Origin of the sequence: Cupriavidus sp. UBA2010 (assembly GCF_002335265.1) — a bacterium.
Classification (GTDB): Bacteria; Pseudomonadota; Gammaproteobacteria; order Burkholderiales; family Burkholderiaceae; genus Cupriavidus; species Cupriavidus metallidurans.
Genome location: NZ_DDCI01000023.1, coordinates 241,392 through 257,634, shown reverse-complemented (window position 1 = coordinate 257,634; position 16,243 = coordinate 241,392). Strand labels below are relative to the sequence as shown.

Here is a 16,243-nt window from a genome sequence, read left to right as displayed (position 1 = left end):
GCTTTTGTCTCTGATGGGCGGATTGCCGTAGCCTCGTCCGGCAATGATGCGGCACGGAGGATGACCCGGCTGTCGCCATGTGTCTGACAGGCTAGTCAGGCGAAATGGGTTATTTTTGTGAACTGCGCCGCAAGTCTACAGCCTTATACGCCATACACTGGCAATCTTGTGGCCTTTGATCGATGTCTGTACCTGGAGGGTTTTGTGGTTCTTGCCGTCTTTGCCGCGTCTTTGCGTAACAGGATGAAACTTCTCTTGCCGGGGCTTGCGTTTGCCGGGTGCCTTGTCGGCGTGTCGCCGGCCGCCCATGCCTTCTCGCTCGACGACGTGACCGCGCGTGCCAAGAAACTGGCGGAGCAGCCTTATGCGGCGCCGGTCAGCAACCTGCCGCCGGCGTTTGCCCAGATGCAGTTCGCCGACTACATCAAGATCCAGCCGAAGCTGGATCATCTGGCCTGGAACGACCAGGGCACACCGTTCCGCCTGGGCTTCTATCACCAGGGCATGCAATTCAGCTCGCCGGTTCGCATTAGCGAAATCGTCGGCGGCAAGGTCCAGGAGATTCGATACGACGCAAGCCGCTTCGACTTCGGTGATCTGAAGCTGGACCGCGCGGCGACGAACAAGCTGGGCTATGCCGGCTTTCGCGTGCTGTATCCGGTCAACCGGGCCGACAAGCTCGACGAGGTCATGAGCGTGCTTGGCGCCAGCTATTTCCGCGTGATCGGCAAGGGACAGGTCTATGGCCTGTCGAGCCGTGGTCTGGCCATCAATACGGGTCTGTCCGAGCCAGAGGAATTCCCGGCCTTCCGCGAGTTCTGGATCGAGCGGCCGAACCCGCAGGACAAGCGAGTCGTGTTCTACGCGCTGCTCGATTCGAAGAGCGCCACGGGCGCTTATCGCTTCGAACTCCATCCGGCCGAGGACGCGACGCTCAAGGTGCAGGCGCGCGTCTTCATGCGAGGCCCGGTGACGAAGGTTGGCATCGCTCCGCTGACCAGCATGTTCCTGTTCGGGCCGAACCAGCAGCGCGACGCCAACAACTTCCGCCCGGCGTTGCACGATTCGAATGGCCTGGCCATCCACACCGGCGACGGGGAATGGCTGTGGCGGCCACTGAACAACCCGAAGCACGTGGCGCTGAGCACGTTCGCAGTCAACAATCCGCGCGGCTTTGGCCTGTTGCAGCGCGGGCGGGAGTTCTCTGCCTACGAAGACCTGAAGGACCGCTACGATCTGCGCCCGAGCGCGTGGATCGAGCCGCAGGGTGACTGGGGCAAGGGCAAGGTCGAACTGGTGGAGATTCCCACGCCCGACGAGACCAACGACAACATCGTCGCGTTCTGGACGCCGGACCAGCTGCCGCCAAAGGGGCAGCCGATTCGCGCCGACTACACCATGCACTGGACCATGGACGAGCGCGCGATCTTTGCGAAAGACCTTGCATGGGTCAAGCAGACGATGCGGACTGCGGGCGAGATCACGCAGGCCAACCTGATTCGCCATCTCGACGGCAGCCTTGGATTCGTGATCGACTTTGAAGGCCCGGTGCTGGCGAATCTGCCGCCGAACACGCCGGTGCAGCCGTCGTTCAGCGTCAGCGACAACGCGGAGGTGATCGAGAATGTGATCCAGCCGAATCCCGTGACCAAGGGCTATCGTGTGACGCTGCGCATCAAGGTCAAGGACCCGAAGAAGGTGGTGGAAATGCGCGAGGCGCTGGTATCGAACGGCAAGGTGCTTAGCGAGACCTGGAGCTACCAGATTCCGCCCGACACGGTGAATCAGGTCGTGTCGGGACAGACGGTGCGCTAGGCGTAGCCAGTGTCAGCGGCGGCCCATCTGTGCCCGCAATGGTTTGAGCAGATGGGCCAGGCCGTTGTGGTCGAGCTCGTGCATCAGTGCCAGCAGACGGCCGATTTCCCCCGGAGGAAAACCCTCCCGGGCAAACCAGTTCAGGTAGTTGCCCGGCAGGTCGGCGATCAGCGTGCCCTTGTGCTTGCCGAAGGGCATTTCACGTGTCACGAGCAGGAGTAGGGATTCGCTGTCCGGCAACATGATGGCGATCTCCGGGAATGGTCGAGCGCGCATTGTAGCGCCGGCAGCGCCCCGACAGCCTTGCCAGGCCGTGCTACCTGTCTCCCGTCGCCCAGTCGATCGCGGCATCGAATAGCTTGATGCCCGCGCCGGACAGGTTCGTGAACGTATCGTTGCCGAGGAAGAACATCACGCGACGGGCGGGCGCGAGCGACTCGTAGTCCATCGTTGCCCCTTTCTCGTAGGTGAAGATGGCCGCCTTCTCGGGCTGCCCGTAGAGCGTGGCGATGATGCTGGCGCCGAGTCCGGGCTTGCCCCAGTTCATTGCCGCCTGTTTCCGATATACGTTCGTGGCGCCAGCCGGCAGCCCTGCCGCGACGGGATGCGGGGCGTTGACCAGCCACACAAAGCGCTCGCGTCGGGATTCGCCGTAATCGGTGTCCAGATGCTTGCCTGTCATGGCCAGATCGTCCAGCAGGTCGCCCTCCCAGGTCAGCAGCGGCACCGCCAATTCGCGCCAGCCCGCGCCGACCTGCTTCGCGGAGATCGTTGACGACAGGATCACGAGGCGGACGTCACCTGCGTTCGATGCCGGGGTGTCCTGGTTCAGCATCCTGACGGTGAATCCGCGTCCTTCCAGGTGGAGGCGGATATTCTGGTCGACGTCGGCATTCGGCCCATTGGTTTGCATGACCAGCGCGACGGTGCCGCGCGACGCGGTGGCCGCAAGGGTATTGGACGCCATGCCGCAAGTAGCGAGCATGGCGCCGATCGTAAGCGTGCGGCGGAGCAGGGAAACTGGCATCGTGAATCCTTAGAACTCGAAAGTGGTCAGCAACGTGACCTGACGTGGGTCGCCGACGGCGACTGCATACTGGTTGACCGCCGACGGGTAGTACACGCGGTTGAACAGGTTCTTGACGTTCAGCTGCATACGCATCTTTTGCCCGCCGACCCGCGTTTCGTACGTGGCGAAGGCATCGAACACCGTATAGGCTGGCAGCCAGAAGCTGTTGGCCGAATCGCCGGGACGATTGCCGACGTAGTGCGCGCCACCGCCGAGCCGGAGGCGGTCACCCCCGAAAATTTCGCCGAAGTCGTAGACCGCCGACAGCGCGGCCGTGTGCTGCGCAACGTTCCAGAGCCGGTTGCCGGCGTACTTGGGGTCTTCGGTGGTCTTGGCGTCGATATAGGCGTAGCTGGCAATCACGTTCCAGCGCCGGCCGATCTGGCCGGTTACGTCGAGTTCCACGCCGCTCGATCGTGCGCGCCCCGATGTGCGCCAGTCGGTCAGTCCGGTGGTCGGGTTGAACTGCGAGACGAGCACGTCGCGCTTGTCGATGTTGAACAGCGCCAGCGTGCCGCTCACCCCGCTGGCCAGATCGACCTTGCCACCGAGTTCCCAGGATTGGGCCTGTTCCGGGGTGATCGACGCGTCGATCACCGCGCCGCCGCTGAGCGGTGCGATCGTCGAATTCGGCTTCAGCGATTGCGTATAGCTACCGTAGAGGGAAAGCGCCGGCGTCCATTTGTAGACGATGCCGGCGCGTGGCAGCCACTTCTGGTCCGAGATATCCGTGTTCGTGACGAACGGTCGGCCGCGTCCGGCTACCTGGCTGTAGCTCAGGTAGCGTGCGCCGCTGACCAGGATCCATTTGTCCGTCAGGTACAGGCTGTCCTGGAAGAACAGCGACGTGGCGTGCAGGGTGTCGGTCTGGTCGCTGTCGCTCGCTGATATCGTGGTGGATGGCGTCTCGCGGCCATAGACCGGATTCCAGAAGTTGAATGGTGCGGCAGCCTTCTGGCGCAACATGTTCTGTCGATAGATGCGACGGTATTCGCTGTCCATGCCCACCTGCAGTTCGTTACGCAAGCCGGCGACGCGGAAATTGCCGCTGACGTACGCCACGCCGTAGCTGTCGGTGCTCAACGCGCCGTCCGTGCCGTCGTTGCGGCGAGTGACGGCGCCGGTGACGGGGTTCAGCCCGGTATTGCGCAACTGTCCGGCGTCATAGCCTTCGCGGTTGTAGCTATAGCCGAAATGGGCCCGCCAGTCCGTATTGAACTGATGGTCGACGGTCAGTTGCGCGAGGTGCGACTCGCCATGCATTTCATTGAGCGGATCGTCGATGCGCTGGCGGCTTGGAATCGGTAGCGGTTCCATCGTGCGCGGATCAAGTGCCGTGCCGCGATCGAATGGATAGAGGAACTTGCGGTACTCATACGACAGATTGACCTGGGTGTCTTGGCCATACCAGGCTATCGAAGGCGCGATCAACGTCTCGCGGTGCTCGCCGAAATTGCGCCAGTACGATTCGTCGACGTAGTCGGCCACCAGCCGGTAGGCCAGTCCGGTGGTGCCAATGCCGCCCGTGGTGTCGATCGTGCCGCCTGCGCCGTTCTTGCCATGCCCGTAGGTGGTGCCCAACAGCGAGAGCGAGGTGGAACGCTGCAGCGACGGGCGTTTGCTAACGATGTTGATCACGCCGCCCGGATCCATGATGCCGTAGAGCAGTGACGCGGGTCCCTTGAGTACTTCGACGCTATCGGCATTGGCGTTGAGACTGCGGCCTTGTACCAGCGGCATGCCATTGCGCATGATGGAGCCGTCGCGGTTGTCGCCAAAGCCGCGCTTCATGACGGCGTCCATCGTGCCGGCCAGCGTGTTGCCCTGCGTGATGCCGCTGATGTTGTTGACGGCGTCGTCGAGGTTGCGTGGCCGTTGGTCGGCCATGACCTGCGCCGGCACGACATTGACGGCCTGCGGGGTATCCAGCAACGGTACGTCCGACCGAAGCACCGATGTGGTGGGCGGCGCGCGATAGCTCTCGGCGTCGGCACTGACCGTGACAGGCGGCAGCGCGGCCACGTGGCCATCGGTGGCGGGCTGGCTCTCGGCCTGGGTGACCTTGCGTGTCAGCACGTAGCTGCCGTTGGCCTGTGGCGACGCGGCGAGGCCGGTGCCTTGCAGGATCGTATCGAGTCCGTCGCGCACACTGTACTGGCCCCGGAGGCCCGGACTCTGGTGGTTGGCGGCCTGTTCGGGCGTGAATGCCAGCAGGATGCCGGCTTCGCGGCCAAAGCGATTCAGCGTGGCCTGCAACGGCCCGGCAGGAATGTCAAAGGTGCGAAGCGACGACGTCGCCTGCGTGGACGTGCCCTGTGCCATGACATCGATGGCCGACAGGGCGCCGGCGCCGTATAGGGCGGCCAGCAGGAGCGTGTGTTTCAGAACAACGGTGGAGCGGCGGCGCGGCAGCGCCAGGATTCGGGATGGCATGGATTCGACGGCGGGAGAGGCGTGAAAGTAGGACTCATCTCCTATGTCACGCGAGAATCCAGAACAGACCACTCCTTGGCGGAAAAAAACGAAAAATCAGGCGGGAAGGACCGTTGTCCAGTAGCGCGTCAGGAATTGGATGCGCACGGGCAGGGCGGTGCGAAGGGCATCGAGGATGCGATCGGTATCCGCTATCGGAAAGGTGCCTGACACGCGCAGATCCGCTACGTCTGGCGCGCAGCGCAGCCGCCCAGGTCGATAGCGGTCGACCTCGGCGAGGAAATCCGCCAGGCGCATGTCCGTGGCGACGATCATGCCGTCGGTCCAGGCGGTATCGCTCTCGGGCAGCGGCGTGGGGGCATCGACGCTCGTCGGGGTGAATCGTGCCTGCTTGCCTGCGGCGATGATGCGTCCGCCCGTAGGGTCTGCCTGTGGCCGAACCGCGACGGCGCCTTCGGTGACGCCGATCCAGCCGGCGTCACCCGATACGCGCACCGCGAACCGGGTGCCCATTGGGCGTAGCGTGGCCGAGGCGGTTGCGACGATGAATGGGCGCGTTGGCCAGTGGTGATCCGGGGCTGTCTGGACATGGATCTCGCCACGTCGCAGGAGAACGCGCCGTTCGGTGGACGTGAAGGCGATATCGATGGCGGTATCGGTATTGAGTCTGACCTGCGTGCCGTCCGCGAGCGACAGAAGACGTTGCTCACCCACGGCCGTATGGACATCGGCCAGCCAGTCCTGCAACGGCGCGTGATCTCGCGCAGCCCATGCTACCGCGCCGCCGGTGAAGGCAACCACCAGCGCCTGGACGGCCCGGCGGCGACTCGCGGAGCGCGGCGGAGTCAGCGCCGCGTGCGCGACGGCCGTGGTCAGTGGCGATGCGACGTCGCGTAATCGCGCATTCACTGCCTCGATTCGCGCCCAGGCGCGCGCGTGGTCGGGATGCTGAGAGAGCCAATGGCGCCACGCGGCGAGGGATGCCTCATTCGTTTCACCGCCTTGCAGCGTTACCAGCCATTCCACTGCGGCGCGTGCCACGTGCGGTGGTATCCCCAGATCTTGCGCGCTCATGCGAGGGACATCGCGAAGTAGCACTGCGCGCCGGCGCGAACCAGATAGCGCTTGACCGTCGTTACCGAGATTCGCAAGGCGGACGCAATATCGGCCTGGCTCAGGCCTTCGAGCTGCGCCATCAGGAACGCGCGCTTGACTACCACAGGCAATCCGTCGAGCCGTTCAGCGATGTCGTTGAGGGTTTCCAGCAGGATCGCGCGTTCTTCCTCGGAAGGAGTCAGTGCGGCCGGCCGGCTTGCGAGGGCTTCCAGATACGCCTGCTCGAGCTTCTCGCGCCGCCACTGGTTGGCCAGCACCCGTTGGGCGACGGTCGTCAGGAACGCGCGGGGTTCGGCGATCGCCAGGGCTTCCTCACGCGCCAGCAAACGTATGAAGGTGTCATGCGCGAGATCGGCGGAGCGGTGCCAGCAGCCGATCTTGCGATGCAGCCAGCCGAGCAGCCAGCGATGGTGGCCGCTGTAGAGCGCTTGGATATCGTGATGTGGACCAGCGTCGGCGGCCATCGTCCATTCCTTGTCGCCCGACGGGCCGGCGGAGGTGAGCTTGTTTGTAAATGAGAATCGTTATTGTATGGATTGCCGCGATGTCATGCAATGCTCGGAGTGGCGTAGCTACCACGCCGAGTGTCTGGCTGCGCCTGGGGGGGGGCACAGGAGGTGAATCGAAGAAAGATGGTTAAAGCGCTCTCGAGTGCTGTCAAGGCCGGTGCTTCAGGGTGGCGGGAGGGCGCGCCAGCGCGCGGCAATCATCCCTGTCCATAACGGCCAGGCGCGGCATTGAGAAACACGTCGATGGGCTCGGGTGGTGCCCACAGATATCCCTGGCCGATATCGCACCCGAGTGCGCGAAGCGCCGCGCACTGCGCAGGCGTTTCCACGCCTTCGGCTACGCACTCCATGCCGAGATCATTGGCCAGCCGAATGATGCTGCGGCAGATCGTGGCGCGCTGGTTGCCGGCCAGCATTTGGCTGACAAATGACTTGTCCACCTTCATCTGCGTGAACGGAAGGTCCGCCAGCAGTTTCAGCGTGGCAATGCCGATACCGAAGTCGTCGATAGCAATGCGGTAGCCGAGCAGCCGCAAGCGATTGAGCGCGATGCCGAGCGCGAAAGGATCCCGAACAGTGGCTTCCTCGGTCAATTCGAGCGTCAGCCGCGCGCGCGGCACGCCGCTTGCGGCGACCACGCTTTCGAGCCGCTCCACGAGGCCAGGCCGACAGAGCGTCTGCGCCGACGCATTGACACTGATTGGCACGGTAATGCCGGCCTTGGACAGAATAATCAGAGCCGCAAGGCATCGATCGATCGCGGTGAGGAAGATCACATCGGCCGCGTCCAGCGCCTCGAGCCGGGGGATGAAGAGCGTGGGCGGTATCAGGCCCAGTCTCGGATGCTGCCAGCGGCAAAGCGCTTCCGCGCCAGCAAGGCGATCGGTCGCAATGTGAAACTGCGGCTGGAGCATGAAGACGAGCGCGTCCGGGTGGCATGCCAGATCGCGCAACTCGTTGTCGGTTGGCCCGTTGTGGTTCGCCATATTCAGCACATACTTGCTGGCTGCGACCTCTTCCAGAATGGTCTGAAGCGTTATCAATTGCAGCGGCTTGGCCAGCGCGTACACGCGCGGGAAAACGTGCTCGCTGGCGAAGGCGCGATGCGAATCGAGGATGTCTGGTGCCAGACTGCTGGTCCATGCCCAAGTCGGCGGCGTGCCAAAGAACGCGTGCTCGCGATCGCGGGTCAGCCGCGCCATCAGTTCCGGTCCGTTGCAGTTGGGCATATCGATGTCGCAGAGGACCAGGTCGAACGCCTGTTCGCGCAATGCCTGTTCCGCCTCGCGTCCGTCTGCTGCCGCGTGGGTATTCATGGCACCCAGACGATGGAGCAAGTGGCCGGCTACCGCGCGCTGGAACGGATGGTCTTCGACGATCAGGACTCGCAGGGCTTCGAATTGGGCGGGCATGGGGCTTTCTGCGATGGCAGGTGGAGAACGAAGTACTTGAATTCTACGGAGCTTTATGAGAAAGGACAGGCCATATTGGCAGAGGTAACGCCATTCGATCCGAGGTTTCTCGGAGAAAATGCAGAGGTTTCTCCACGGCAATCGGGGGCGATTCGTCCATGCTTGAGCGGAGATGAAAGCAAAGGGATGCGCAGGATGAAAACAATAGGACTGATTGGCGGCATGAGCTGGGAGTCGTCGGCCGAGTACTACCGGCTGATCAACCAGGGGATGAAGGCCCGCCTGGGCGGACACAGGAACGCCCGTAGCGTCATGGTCACTGTCTGCTTTGAAGAGATCAAGACGTTACAACATGCGGAGCGATGGGAGGACCTGGGAAGCCAGATGCAGCAGGCGGCACGCCAGGTCGAAGCCGGTGGCGCCGATTTCGTCGTGCTTTGCACGAACACGATGCACAAGCTGGCACCCGCTATCGAAGCCGTGCTCGACGTGCCGTTCCTGCATATCGTCGACCCGACCGCGGACGCGCTGCGTCGTGCCGGTATCGAACGGGTTGGCCTGCTCGGCACGCGATTTACCATGGAGCAGGATTTTTACCGCGCCCGAATGGAGCAGCGCCATGGTATCCAGGTCGTGATACCGGATCAGGATGACCGCACGCTTGTGCACGACATCATCTACGACGAACTTTGTCATGGTGTCGTGCGGAGTGAATCGCGCGCCGTCTATCAGCGCATCATTGAATCGCTGAAGGCCGGTGGTGCGCAGGGCGTGATTCTCGGCTGCACGGAGATCACGTTGCTGATCAAGCCCGAGGATTCGGCATTGCCGACATTCGATACGACCGAGCTACATGCCATGGCAGCGGTGGCGCTTGCAGCCGGGGAGGGTGGCCAGGTGGCCTGAGGCACCTTTGCCGGGATAGTTGCGACGCTCCAGCATGGACTTGTCGCCCGGGGTCGAACGTTTTCCATGTTGTTGCGTCAGGGGCCATCTTAATCTCGGACCTGTCCGCGCCGAATGGCGTGGATATCGCTGTTGCCAGGAGTAACTCCCTTTAGCCATGTTTCCCTTGCCTCAAGTTGTCCTGCGACTTGAGGCATTTTCTTGCCCTGAGCACCGCAAGGCAGCGCGGCTTGTATCGCTTGAGCGTGATGCTTGTCGCTTGTGGGTATCAGTCAAATATTCGGGCAACTGCGATGGAGGGGGGCGAGCCCTTGTGGCATTGTGTGCAGCCTTAACGTATGCAGACGTACGTTTGTCATTCGGAATGTTCGGGGTTGCGCTGATGAAAATACTCGCCTCAAATTGGAAAAACTGTTGGCTGGCATCAGTGCTCCTGTTTTCGGTCTGGTCTCCTGCCATGGCCTCCTGGTGCACCTCGGCGTCACCAACGGCCACTATGAATATTAATCTTGGCACTGTTTCTGAAAGTACCGCCAACCCTGTGCCCGTTGGATCGGCGATTTACGCCGTTTCTGGAGCCTGGGATACCTATGGCGGTCACAATGCCGGCTGGTGCAAATCTTCCCAGACTGCAAATAATCGGATCAAGGCATACGTCCGTTTCTCGATGCCAGGTGCGCCGGTGCCAGGGTTCAGGAATGTTTACCCCACGAATTTGACGGGCGTTGGCGTGCGGATCTCGATCTGGACTTATAGATCGTATTACGGCACACCCACCAGTACGACCCCTCTCCCGCTTACGATCATCGCAAACTTGCAGAATGAGCCGATAGACTCGTCCCCCGCATATGGAACAGGCTATCTGCATGTAAGCGTGGAAGTCATCAAGACTGCGCCAAACTGGCAGGCGGGAGCACTTCGATTTGTTGGAGGCGAGTTGCGGGTATCCGCAACCGATGGCGCAAGCAATAGCGTGGGTCTCACGCAAGTCAGCATTGTGGGAACAATGAATACGCGTTCCTGTTCGGTTGCTGCGGGCTCCCGAAATGTAAGCGTCAATATGCGAGAGGTTGCCTATCCAACCGGATTCAGTGGGCGTCAGGCAGGTGCTTACGGACCCACGATACCATTCCAGATTACCGTGAACTGCGTTTCCGGCCCTAGGACGTCTATCCAGTTTGATCCAGTGACGACATTGGCAGGGAGACCCAATACTATTGGCCTCACACCTGATCCATCGAATGCCTCGGGTGTAGGCGTGCAATTGCTGAGTTGGTCGGGAGTGCCGTTGCAACTGCGGACGCCACTGCTGCAGATTGAGCGGGCGCCAGATGGAGCAAGTACGTTCGGTTTCGGTGGACGATATATTTTGACTGGCGAGCCCGTAAGAGGCGGGCGAGCGAACGCAGCTTCGGTCTTCACCATGGTGTACGAGTAGGGTACGAGCAGGACGTCTCTGATTGTCTGGCCATGAACGGAGCGCGTTGCACGTCTTGGGTGCAATCGCTCCGAGAGCCCGCTTGGGCCCGTTGACTGGACCCGGTGATTCGTGGTCCCCGTACTCGTCAGTCTCTTATGCCTACGCGGCAGCTCATCTCCGCCTTGCCGGGCAGCGTTAGCTGGGCATCCGGCCCCTTGTCCCAGAACACTGCTTCACCATTACCGGTCGTGGCCGCATATCGCGCGCCTGAAGCCGCAGGCGTTTGCGTTAGTACCAGTTGTTGATCGAGCCAGCGCAGATAGGCGAATCCCGGCTCCGTCTGCACGAATGTGCCGGCGATCACGGCTTTGATGTCTGGGCAGCGGATATCGAATGGGCCGCGGCTGATGCCCTTGTCGTCCTGCGTGCGAGCGCCAGCATAGGTGTGGCGCAGTTCGTGGATGCGCTCCAGATAGCTGGCAGTGACGCAGACCCCGGCATCGCTGGCTTTCCAGCAGTCGTTGCGGCCCTTGATCCAGCCGCGCTGCGCCGCCAGAAGCGTTTTCTTCTGTGGGGCAGGCAATGACCGGGCGTCGAGCGCCAGTCCGTAGAGCCGAGTGGTTTCGCGATCGAGTCGTGCCAACGTATCGTCCTTGCAGATCAATTGCTCTACCTGTCCTTTGGCGTTCCCGCAATCGAAGCTTGGGCTGACAGCCAGTGCCACGCCGGTGGTGCCGAGCATTGCCAGTGCTACGGTCGGGACGGATAGACGGATGGGCATGGCACGGTCTCCTGAGAATGAAATCAACGGACGTTGCGATCGATAACGACGAAATGCTTGCGCACGGGCTCGATCACCTCGAACACGCCCTCGAATCCGGCGGGAATCACACAGGCGTCGCCGGGCCCGAACTCACGGGCCTCGCCGGCCAGGCTGGTAATGCGCAAGCGGCCGCTGATGACGTGGAAGAACTCTTCCTTGCCAGCGGGGAAGGCGATGCGCCAAGCGCCTGGCTCGCACGCCCAGATGCCGCAGTCAAAGTCGCCCTGAGCGGCGCTGTAGTGCGTCCAGGTGGTGCGATCAGGGTTGCCTTTCACGAGCCGGTCCGGCCGCGGATTGTCGTGGCTGGGCACCGGACGGCCCAGGAAGTCGGTCAAGGCTGGCAGAGAGGGTTGAGTTGTGGAGTTCACAGAGGAAGCGGTAAATACGGCGTAGAAACTGTAAGTGTAGTCTCATGGCCGGCCGCTTCGTTGACTCAACACTGTGCCGCCTGGGATCGCCCGCGGAATAGGCGTGGGCATAAAGCGAGAACCCGTCGCACGGACGGCACGTCGCTGAAGGGGTTCAGGATTCGGACGCCGGTGTTCGCGAAGTCCCGGACGTTGCGCGTTACGACTGTCAGTCCGTGCACCAGCGCTGTGGCAGCGATCAGCTTATCGAGTGAGTTTTGCGTGTCTGGCACGCTTAGATGGCCCCAGAGTTCGACGATCTGCGCATCGATGCCGAGGATGTTCCGGGTATGGCGCCGGTGTACGGCCAGCACCCAGTCATCCAGGACATGGCATTGCCTGTGGTCCCCGCGGAAGCGCTTGAGCTCCACGCCGCGTCGCAGTTCTCCAAGCGTGATGACTGAGAGAAAAATCTCGCGACCATTGGCGGCGGCATCCTCGAAAAATGCGAGTACGCCCGGGTTCGCCCGGGCGCGCTTGCGTTGCTCACTGATGATGTTGGTGTCGACCAGATACATGCTCGGTCGCTCCGATCACTGGACTCGCGCGAAATCCCGTTCATCGCTGGCGTCGCCGGGAGGAATCGCCAGGATGAACGCGGCAAGGGAGTTGGGCTGCGTGGCTTCCGGGTTCGAGGGCTGGTCCTGCGCTTCGACGGCGCATTGACCATCTGTCGCCCGGTTGGGGCATTGCGTGTCGGGGTGGTGTGTCATCTCCATGGTGGACCTCCTTGCTGAGTCGTTGAAGAGGTCGCCATCGTGCACCACGGCGGGGCGGAAAGTTGTGTCCGTCTGTGCCGAGAGCTATGAAGTTTGATACAGGGCAATCGAGTCGGCCCTTGTCGGCAGAAGCGGCGCCGCAAAAGAAAATACCCCGGCGCGCGGGATCGCCGGGGCAGCAAGAGTTGCCAAGTCGTTTCAGGGTCGTGTCGACTGACCCCCGGCAAGTGTGCATCCAGAGTAGCTTGCGGACCAATAACTCACTTGAGTTATTGGTCATGAGTGGTCATTTCGTGCGTGTGGGAAGGCATCGGGAGGCGCAAGGCCCAACTGTGCCAGGACATTGGCGGCAGCCTGGGCAATGCTGCCGCCATGGGCTGGCATGACGATGTGGGCAACCTCGCGGTACAGTGGGTCGCGTTCGCAAAACAGCGCCTCGAGCCGCGCGCGCGGATTGTCGGTCTGCAGCAGCGGACGGTTGCGGTTGCGCCGCGTGCGGCGCCAGATCTCGGGCAGCGTGGCGTCGAGGTAGACCACCTGGCCGCGCGCGCGCAGCATGGCGCGGTTCTCCGGACGCAGTACCGCGCCCCCGCCGGTGGCCAGCACGATCCCGCTGCGCTGCGTCAGTTCATCCAGGACGCGCGACTCGCGCTGGCGGAAGCCTTCCTCGCCCTCAAGCTCGAAGATCGTGGCAATTCGCACGCCGCAGCGCGTCTCGATCTCGTGGTCGGTGTCGAAGAACGGGCGGCCGAGCTCGTGCGCCACGGCGCGCCCGACCGTCGTCTTGCCGGCGCCCATGAAGCCGATGAAGAAGAGATTGTCTCCGGAGGTTTGCTGATCCAAGATCGCGCGCTGGACACTGGTACCTCTGAACGGTAGCACGTATGGGGCAACTTCACCGGCGCCCGGGGCGACGCGGCCGGGCTCAGTGTCCGGACACCATGGCCCCGCCGGTGTCGAGGGGGGCCGCGCCCCGGGCGCCCACATGCTTGACGACCAGCGCGGCAGTGGCGGCGAACGCCGGGATCGCCAGCAGCGTGAAGATGACGTCGAAGCCCAGGTGCAGGCGCAACAGCTCGGCGCCGAGCAGTGCGCCGGTGATGCCGCCGAATCGTCCGATGCCGAGCATCCATGCCACGCCGGTCGCGCGGCCTTGCGTCGGATAGAACGCGGCGGCCAGCGACGGCATCGACGACTGAGCCCCATTCATCGCGGTGCCGGCCAGGAAGATCAACACGCCCAGCACCACCTGATCGCCGCTGGCGACCTGGCCCACCGCATAGATCAGCACGCCGGTCAGGGCGTAGGTAATGGCGATGACCTTGTTCGGATTGAAGCGGTCCATGAACCAGCCGGCTGCGATGGTGCCGATGCCGCCGCCAAGCGGGAACAGGGCGGTCAGGAACGACGCACGCTGCAGTGAGAATCCGGCGTCTTTCATCAGCGTCGGCATCCAGCTCGTCAGCAGGTAGAAGATCACCAGCCCCATGAAATAGGTGAGCCACAGCATGGTCGAGCCCAATCGATAGCGCGGCGCCAGCACGGTGCCAATGGCCGACGACGACGCGGGCGCGGCCTCGCTGATCGTGAAGGCGCTTGCGCTGCCCACGCGGGCGCCGGTCACGCGCGCCAGCACCTGCCGGATCTGGTCGGTGGGGTACTGGCGCACGACCATATAGCGGACCGACTCCGGCAGCGTGGTCACCAGCACCACCGCCAGCACCAGCGGCACTATGCCACCGAAGACCAGCACGCTATGCCAGCCGAACTGCGGGATGATCGCCGCCGCGAAGAAGCCGCCAGCCGCCGAGCCCAGCGGGAAGCCGCAGAACATTGTGTTGACCAGTACCGCGCGGCGGCGCGCTGGCGCGTACTCGGACATCAGCGTTACTGCGTTGGGCATGGCGGCGCCCAGGCCGAGGCCGGTCAGGAATCGCAATACAGTTAGCCACCAGATCGTCGGCGCAAAAGCCGTGGCCAGACTGCAGGCACCGAAGAAGAACACGGACAGCACCAGCACCTTCTTGCGGCCGACCCGGTCGGCCATTGGCCCCGCGAAGATCGCGCCGAAGGCCAGGCCGAACAGCGCTGCGCTCATGACGGGGCCAAGTGACGATTTCTCGATACCCCAATCCTGTACCAGGGCCGGTGCAACGTAGCCCATGGCCGCCGTGTCAAAGCCATCTACGGCGACGATAAGGAAACATAGGACCAGGATGAGCCATTGATAGGCGGAGAAGCGCTGGCTGTCGATGAGCGACTGGACGTCCAGCGTACCGGTTGCTGAGTGCGGGGCATGGGACATGATTGTCTCCGTTTCGGATCTGTCGGCGACCGCTCTCGCATTTCTGACGGGCGTTTGACGCGGCCGTTTCGCCTTTATTGTTCTAAAGGCGAACCACTGTTCTCAATAGGAACGGATCATACGCAGCGTTTTGGCGCGCGAAATATCGGCGTAAACCCGCAAGACACAGTTGGCTGGAACCCGCGCATCCGCCGCGACACCGCTTCGGAAAAGGGCATGCGGGGAATGCGGGATACCGGAAAAAAGCCGCGCGGGCCGGTAGCAAGTGCCGCCAGCAACCCTATCGACTCGCCGCGATGCGGCGGATCGTATCGGCGAATGCTTCCGCCACCGGTTCGAGTGTGCGATCGCTCCGGCGGAGCAATCCGATCGGCTCTTCGGTGCCTTGCGTGTCGAAGGACAGCAGCACCAGTTCGCCGGCCGCGACGGCGCGGTGTGTGGCCGAAAGCGGTGCCGCCCAGACGCTGTCGCCTTGCAGCGTCACGAGCTGGCCCAGATAGCCATCGGCCGTTTCCAGACAGCCGGCCGGCAAGGCGAACCCGTGTCGCGCCAGCAGGCTCTCGGTGCTGTGACGCGGGATCGAGCCCACCGCCGGCACCACCATCGGCCAGGCCAGCACGTCCCGCATCGTCGGGCGAGCATTGCCGGCAAGCGGGTGGCCCGCCCGCACGGCCAGCACCAGCGGCTCGGCTGCGAGGGATTCGAACCACAGCCCCTCCATCGCGGCGGGGTCGTCCATGCGGCCGATCACCACATCGAGCACGTCAGCCTTGAGCAGGTCGATCAGCGTCCGGTTCATGCCGCTTTGCACCGCGAGTCCGACTTCCGGATGATTCGCGCGGAAGTCAGTCACCGCCTCGAGCAGCAAAGCCGGGACGACGCTCGGCAGCGCACCCACGCGAATGCGCTCCTGCCGCGCGGCGTCAGCGCCGGTCAGGCTGTCGGCCACGGCGTCGAGGTCTTCGAGCACGCGCAGCGCCTGGCGCAGAAAGCGCATTCCGGCGGCGGTCAGGTCCGTGCCTGCTCGCTGCCGCACCAGCAGCCGGGCACCGACCAGTTCCTCGAGTTCGGTCAGCGTCTTGGAGACGGCCGGCTGTGTCAGGCCGAGGCGCTCCCCGGCCCGGCCCAGATGCTGGGTTTGCGCCACGGTGACGAAGCAATGCAGATGGCGTAGCCGGATCCGGCTGCGGAACGTGTCGATGCGGGCTTCACGTGACGTCGGGCTACCATGCATAACAAAAAATCATTCAAATTGCGTAAAAACTCAATTTACATGACTTATGCCGTTGAATACAGTCGAGCCCATTCG

16 protein-coding genes are annotated in these 16,243 nt (G+C 63.0%); 3 read left to right on the top strand and 13 right to left on the bottom strand.

What is annotated here, in order from left to right:
* The first annotated feature begins 243 nt into the window (after positions 1 to 243).
* Complete coding sequence (locus B2246_RS18855) at positions 244 to 1,815, top strand: glucan biosynthesis protein G (RefSeq protein WP_187192303.1); 1,572 nt, start codon at positions 244 to 246, stop codon at positions 1,813 to 1,815.
* Between the two features lie 12 nt (positions 1,816 to 1,827).
* Here the strand turns inward: B2246_RS18855 and B2246_RS18850 are convergent, their stop codons facing one another.
* From B2246_RS18850 to B2246_RS18825, 6 genes are all read right to left on the bottom strand, one after another.
* The gene (locus B2246_RS18850; RefSeq protein WP_008643829.1) at positions 1,828 to 2,058 is read right to left on the bottom strand and encodes a DUF3820 family protein; all 231 of its coding nucleotides are present in this window, start codon (positions 2,056 to 2,058) and stop codon (positions 1,828 to 1,830) included.
* Positions 2,059 to 2,131: 73 nt separating this feature from the next.
* Positions 2,132 to 2,842, bottom strand: a complete 711-nt coding sequence (locus B2246_RS18845; RefSeq protein WP_008643828.1) for a hypothetical protein — start codon at positions 2,840 to 2,842, stop codon at positions 2,132 to 2,134.
* A 9-nt stretch (positions 2,843 to 2,851) separates the two neighbouring features.
* Positions 2,852 to 5,317 (bottom strand): TonB-dependent siderophore receptor, encoded by a 2,466-nt coding sequence (locus tag B2246_RS18840; protein ID WP_286882589.1) that lies wholly within the window; start codon positions 5,315 to 5,317, stop codon positions 2,852 to 2,854.
* 96 nt (positions 5,318 to 5,413) lie between these two features.
* A complete protein-coding gene (locus B2246_RS18835) occupies positions 5,414 to 6,391 on the bottom strand; it encodes a FecR domain-containing protein (RefSeq protein ID WP_286882588.1) in 978 nt (325 codons plus the stop codon).
* Positions 6,388 to 6,897: a sigma-70 family RNA polymerase sigma factor gene (locus B2246_RS18830; RefSeq protein WP_035883155.1), complete on the bottom strand. Its 510-nt coding sequence runs from the start codon at positions 6,895 to 6,897 to the stop codon at positions 6,388 to 6,390. Before B2246_RS18830 ends, B2246_RS18835 begins: the two co-directional genes overlap by 4 nt.
* Before the next feature lie 242 nt (positions 6,898 to 7,139).
* Positions 7,140 to 8,354 carry an EAL domain-containing response regulator gene (locus B2246_RS18825; RefSeq protein ID WP_035883156.1) on the bottom strand — a complete coding sequence of 405 codons (1,215 nt, stop codon included), beginning with the start codon at positions 8,352 to 8,354 and terminating at the stop codon, positions 7,140 to 7,142.
* A 195-nt stretch (positions 8,355 to 8,549) separates the two neighbouring features.
* Here B2246_RS18825 and B2246_RS18820 point away from each other — a divergent pair, with 195 nt between their 5' ends.
* Both B2246_RS18820 and B2246_RS29120 read left to right on the top strand, forming a co-directional pair.
* The gene (locus B2246_RS18820) at positions 8,550 to 9,260 is read left to right on the top strand and encodes an aspartate/glutamate racemase family protein (RefSeq protein ID WP_008647977.1); all 711 of its coding nucleotides are present in this window, start codon (positions 8,550 to 8,552) and stop codon (positions 9,258 to 9,260) included.
* 157 nt (positions 9,261 to 9,417) lie between these two features.
* Positions 9,418 to 10,698, top strand: a complete 1,281-nt coding sequence (locus B2246_RS29120; protein WP_337360696.1) for a fimbrial protein — start codon at positions 9,418 to 9,420, stop codon at positions 10,696 to 10,698.
* A 127-nt stretch (positions 10,699 to 10,825) separates the two neighbouring features.
* Here B2246_RS29120 and B2246_RS18815 read toward each other — a convergent pair whose 3' ends face one another.
* The 7 genes from B2246_RS18815 to B2246_RS18785 form a co-directional block, all read right to left on the bottom strand.
* Positions 10,826 to 11,422, bottom strand: a complete 597-nt coding sequence (locus B2246_RS18815) for an MliC family protein (RefSeq protein ID WP_234707022.1) — start codon at positions 11,420 to 11,422, stop codon at positions 10,826 to 10,828.
* Between the two features lie 62 nt (positions 11,423 to 11,484).
* Positions 11,485 to 11,838, bottom strand: coding sequence for a cupin domain-containing protein (locus B2246_RS18810; protein WP_152564888.1), 354 nt, complete (start codon positions 11,836 to 11,838; stop codon positions 11,485 to 11,487).
* A 98-nt stretch (positions 11,839 to 11,936) separates the two neighbouring features.
* Positions 11,937 to 12,428 (bottom strand): type II toxin-antitoxin system VapC family toxin, encoded by a 492-nt coding sequence (locus B2246_RS18805; RefSeq protein WP_286882587.1) that lies wholly within the window; start codon positions 12,426 to 12,428, stop codon positions 11,937 to 11,939.
* Between the two features lie 15 nt (positions 12,429 to 12,443).
* Positions 12,444 to 12,629 carry a hypothetical protein gene (locus tag B2246_RS18800; RefSeq protein WP_008647984.1) on the bottom strand — a complete coding sequence of 62 codons (186 nt, stop codon included), beginning with the start codon at positions 12,627 to 12,629 and terminating at the stop codon, positions 12,444 to 12,446.
* 276 nt (positions 12,630 to 12,905) lie between these two features.
* Positions 12,906 to 13,427, bottom strand: a complete 522-nt coding sequence (locus B2246_RS18795; protein ID WP_008647986.1) for a shikimate kinase — start codon at positions 13,425 to 13,427, stop codon at positions 12,906 to 12,908.
* 127 nt (positions 13,428 to 13,554) lie between these two features.
* Positions 13,555 to 14,934 (bottom strand): aromatic acid/H+ symport family MFS transporter, encoded by a 1,380-nt coding sequence (locus B2246_RS18790; RefSeq protein ID WP_008647988.1) that lies wholly within the window; start codon positions 14,932 to 14,934, stop codon positions 13,555 to 13,557.
* A 280-nt stretch (positions 14,935 to 15,214) separates the two neighbouring features.
* The gene (locus tag B2246_RS18785; protein ID WP_008647995.1) at positions 15,215 to 16,168 is read right to left on the bottom strand and encodes a LysR substrate-binding domain-containing protein; all 954 of its coding nucleotides are present in this window, start codon (positions 16,166 to 16,168) and stop codon (positions 15,215 to 15,217) included.
* Positions 16,169 to 16,243: the final 75 nt, after the last annotated feature.

Bases quoted from the DNA above. Each gene is read 5' to 3' on its own strand.
- B2246_RS18825 (WP_035883156.1), bottom strand. From the start codon at position 8,354: ATGCCCGCCCAATTCGAAGCCCTGCGAGTCCTGATCGTCGAAGACCAT.
- B2246_RS18850 (WP_008643829.1), bottom strand. From the start codon at position 2,058: ATGTTGCCGGACAGCGAATCCCTACTCCTGCTCGTGACACGTGAAATG.
- B2246_RS18830 (WP_035883155.1), bottom strand. From the start codon at position 6,897: ATGGCCGCCGACGCTGGTCCACATCACGATATCCAAGCGCTCTACAGC.
- B2246_RS18795 (WP_008647986.1), bottom strand. From the start codon at position 13,427: ATGGGCGCCGGCAAGACGACGGTCGGGCGCGCCGTGGCGCACGAGCTC.
- B2246_RS18820 (WP_008647977.1), top strand. From the start codon at position 8,550: ATGAAAACAATAGGACTGATTGGCGGCATGAGCTGGGAGTCGTCGGCC.
- B2246_RS18835 (WP_286882588.1), bottom strand. From the start codon at position 6,391: ATGAGCGCGCAAGATCTGGGGATACCACCGCACGTGGCACGCGCCGCA.
- B2246_RS18845 (WP_008643828.1), bottom strand. From the start codon at position 2,842: ATGCCAGTTTCCCTGCTCCGCCGCACGCTTACGATCGGCGCCATGCTC.
- B2246_RS18800 (WP_008647984.1), bottom strand. From the start codon at position 12,629: ATGGAGATGACACACCACCCCGACACGCAATGCCCCAACCGGGCGACA.
- B2246_RS18855 (WP_187192303.1), top strand. From the start codon at position 244: ATGAAACTTCTCTTGCCGGGGCTTGCGTTTGCCGGGTGCCTTGTCGGC.
- B2246_RS18840 (WP_286882589.1), bottom strand. From the start codon at position 5,317: ATGCCATCCCGAATCCTGGCGCTGCCGCGCCGCCGCTCCACCGTTGTT.
- B2246_RS18790 (WP_008647988.1), bottom strand. From the start codon at position 14,934: ATGTCCCATGCCCCGCACTCAGCAACCGGTACGCTGGACGTCCAGTCG.
- B2246_RS29120 (WP_337360696.1), top strand. From the start codon at position 9,418: ATGTTTCCCTTGCCTCAAGTTGTCCTGCGACTTGAGGCATTTTCTTGC.
- B2246_RS18815 (WP_234707022.1), bottom strand. From the start codon at position 11,422: ATGCTCGGCACCACCGGCGTGGCACTGGCTGTCAGCCCAAGCTTCGAT.
- B2246_RS18805 (WP_286882587.1), bottom strand. From the start codon at position 12,428: ATGTATCTGGTCGACACCAACATCATCAGTGAGCAACGCAAGCGCGCC.
- B2246_RS18785 (WP_008647995.1), bottom strand. From the start codon at position 16,168: ATGCATGGTAGCCCGACGTCACGTGAAGCCCGCATCGACACGTTCCGC.